Annotated in this window: 2 protein-coding genes; one reads left to right on the forward strand and one right to left on the reverse strand. The window is 57.0% G+C overall.

All coding sequences use genetic code 11. The features are described from left to right. Window positions 1-38: 38 nt before the first annotated feature. A complete protein-coding gene (locus tag K419_RS0118710) occupies window positions 39-1811 on the reverse strand; it encodes a tetratricopeptide repeat protein (protein WP_026842881.1) in 1773 nt (590 codons plus the stop codon). A gap of 500 nt (window positions 1812-2311) precedes the next feature. On the opposite strand from K419_RS0118710, the gene K419_RS22450 reads away from it, so the two are divergent. Continuing rightward, the coding region (locus K419_RS22450; protein ID WP_226377740.1) for a DMT family transporter at window positions 2312-3344 on the forward strand (1033 nt) is incomplete at its 3' end.

Raw genomic sequence — 3344 nt, forward strand, 5'->3', positions numbered from 1 at the left:
AGAGCATCCACCATCGACTGCAACTTCTTAACCGGACACTACTGGGCATTACCCAAAATCAGGGCTTCACGATAATCTAGAATGCTATCCTCGCCCTCTGTCTCCTTCTCAAGTCGGTCAAGCACGAATTTCGCATCCTGCTTCAAATCGCTCCTTTCATCGGCAGGCAAGAGGGCCAATGGCTTTTGCATCTGGGCCACGAGCCGTTTCGCCTTTGCCAATGCGTCCTTTTCTCCCTCCGACTGCTCCAGTTCCTCCAACCGGGTGAGCAATTGCTGCGCCTCCTCCCGGGCTTTTGCCGACTCCAGTTCGAGTACCTGGTCGTATTCCTTCCTGAACGAAGGGTAGCTATGAAAATACGGCTTCAGGTCCTGCAAGAGGTCCCAGCAATCTTCTGTCTGTCCCTGTTCCATCTGCCGCTTGAGCCGGACGAACTTAAGCCACTGCTCCATTGCATCCCGGCTCTCCAGTCTTCGTAGCTTCTTGTTCTGGTAAAGCACAGAAAAATAAGGGGATACGTCGCAGGCCCGTTGATGGTCGGCCTGCTCACCCTCGCGTGCGAACCAGATCAGATTCTCGACGCACTCCTCCCAGCATTGCTGCGCAGCGAGCGTCCGCAGGGTGCTCAGGCGATCTTCCACCGCCCCTTGTTTCTGGAGATTCCTCTCTCTCGCCATAAGGTCCCTGATTTCCCCGGCTCTGTCCTTGTCCAGCTCAAGAAGCTGCGCCAGCAGGTCGAGCCTGTCGGTTCCTGCCGCGCATGAACCGAATTGTGCCCAGAGCCTCTCCGCCTGGGCTGCGTCTTTTTGCGCCTCGACCTCTCCGGCCAGTTCGCGCGCCTTCTTAAAGTTCGGGTAGAGGGAAATGGCTTGCTGAAGCAGGTCCTCCGCCTGGGCGAGGTCTGCAGCGGCAAAGGCGGCCTCAGCCCTTTGCAGATAAGGCTCGGCTTCCTTGAGCATGGCCGCCTCTATCTCCTTTCTCAGGCTGGCGTGCGAGCTCACGAATCCCTCTTTTTCATCCGAGAGCTTCAAAAGATGGTAAGCCTGCGAGATGTTGCCGTCCTTAAAGGAAAGATCGGCGTAGGCGTAGATGGAACTCTTTTCCAGGTCGCCCGGGTGCACCGCTTCGAAGAGCGCCCTCGCCTCGGCGATCAAACCGTTACCGTAATAGGTCATCGCCAGCAGTTCCCTGACCACCTTGTCCTTAAGCACCTGCCTGGGTTGCGCAAGTAAGAGCTCGATGGCCCTTTGGTACGCCCCCATCTCTTCCACCAGCATCCTGGCGGCTTTTACCAGGGTCGGCAATTCCCTGGCGTCGGCGATGCGAATGGCGGCCAAGAGTTCCTCGGCCTGAGGGTACTCGTACTTCTCAAGCAGAAGTTCCGCGTTCCTCAAGGTCTCCTTCGGCGAGCCTCCGGTCGCAGGCTTACTGGATTTCGCCGCCTTCGTCACACTTCTTGCCGAGGGGGCGGCTGTTGCCGGGGCGATGCTGCCCACCGTGTCCAGCGCCTTCAGGGAAAGGGCTTTTACGTCGGCATGGCAGGCGTCGACGGAGGGGAGGGCATTGTGCTTGATGAGGATGATGTCCGGGGTGTAGGGATGAGGCTCCAGGTGGAAGACCTCTCCGTAGGTTTCCAACAGCAGGTTTTGCAGCCGGTTTTTGATACTGTAGCCGTACTCCCTGTCGTGTTCAGGAAGCTGAAGGCAGGTGGGGTTGACTCGTTTGATCAGTGATATAAGTTCCTGGGACGACGGAACCCGCGCGTTCGCAAGCGCGCTCTCCGCCGCTTTGAGACGCAGTTGCCATTCCATGCCCCCCCCCTTCCTTATGCCAAATTAAAATAAATTTAAGTATAGTGAGTCTCTCTCCCTGCGCAAGATACCTTCTTACAACATCCTACCTTGGTCCGACCCCGCCGCACCCCAATGGGGTAGCGCAAGATCAACGGCACGCACACGGATTCAACGGAAACAACGGATAACGGCAGGTAGAAATACAACTAAAGATGTAAGATTTTGCAGGGTGTTAATCCGCAGTTATCGTTTTTGTTTCCGCCTTAATGCGTGTGCGATGCAGTTAAGGGCTGTGGATCGAGAATCTCTTTGACAATCGGCACCGGCTGTTGCTATATACGTCGGCATGTACTATCCCTTCTCCAGCATATTACCCCCGCCCTCAGCCATTCTCGCCTAACCAAGGCAGTCTGGCCGGTTACCCCCTCCAGTTCGCTTACTGCGTTCCCACTAGAGTTGCGCCTTACTGCCTTGATCTCAGATCGTTTTCTTTCAACTGAGTTTCAAGGAGATTTCCCATGCAGTCCATATATGCTGCCCGCGCCGAGTCGCGCCGCGGGCTCCTTCTGATTATGTTTGCCGCGGTCCTGTGGGGTACTGTCGGCATTTCCACCAAAACCATCTACCACCTGGCCACGACCAATCCCCTGTCGATCGGATTCTTCCGGCTCGCGTTTTCCCTCCCGGTGTTGTTCTCGGTCTGCTGGGCCAGGCAGGGTAGAAAGATGCTTCAGGTTTCCCGTGGCGACCTGGGGCTGATGACGCTGATCGGGCTTATGACCGCGCTGTATCAGGTCTGCTACTTCGGCGCCGTTGCGCGTGCCGGAGTAGCGGTAGCGACTGTGGTTACTCTTTGTACGGCACCCGTCATGATCGCCGTCATCTCCGTCGCATTTACCCGAAAGAGACCTTCCTGGTCGACACTGTTGGCCCTTGTCGGCGCTCTTTCCGGCACGGCTGTCCTGGTTCTGTTTCAGGACAGGGGACTGGCTCCGCAAGGTGCCTGTCCCCTTAGACTAACCGGAGCAGATACCGGTGGCATTGTGCTTGCGCTGGTATCCGCCTTCAGCTATGGGTTGGTCACCCTTATCTCGCAGAAACTGGCCGCGCACCGAGACCCCTTTCAGTCCCTTGCCATCAGCTTCAGCGTGGGTGCCGCTGGGCTGTTCGGTTTCGCCGAAGACATGGTAATGACCTACACCCCTCAAGCCTGGACGCTGCTCGTCTATCTAGGCACGATACCGACAGCTCTCGCCTACGTTCTCTTCTTCAAAGGGATGCGTTCCACCTCGGCAACGGCAGCCAGCATCAGCACGCTCCTTGAGCCTATGGTGGCGACTCTGCTGGCCTGGTTCCTCTTCGGTGAGCGTTTCACTCCCGTGGGGTTTCTCGGGATAGCCTTACTAGGGGGCTCTCTGCTGCTGTTGTATCTGGGTGCCACGGCACCCATGCGAAAGGCCCCGCCGTGTCAAAATAGTTGTCGCCTCAATAGCTCACCTGTAAACTGCGGGCGGAGGAGGCAATCACATGGCTCGATACTCACAAGAATTC

Source organism: Citrifermentans bremense R1 (assembly GCF_000426865.1).
GTDB classification, from domain to species: domain Bacteria; phylum Desulfobacterota; class Desulfuromonadia; order Geobacterales; family Geobacteraceae; genus Geomonas; species Geomonas bremensis.

Bases quoted from the DNA above. Each gene is read 5' to 3' on its own strand.
- K419_RS0118710 (WP_026842881.1), bottom strand. From the start codon at position 1,811: ATGGAATGGCAACTGCGTCTCAAAGCGGCGGAGAGCGCGCTTGCGAAC.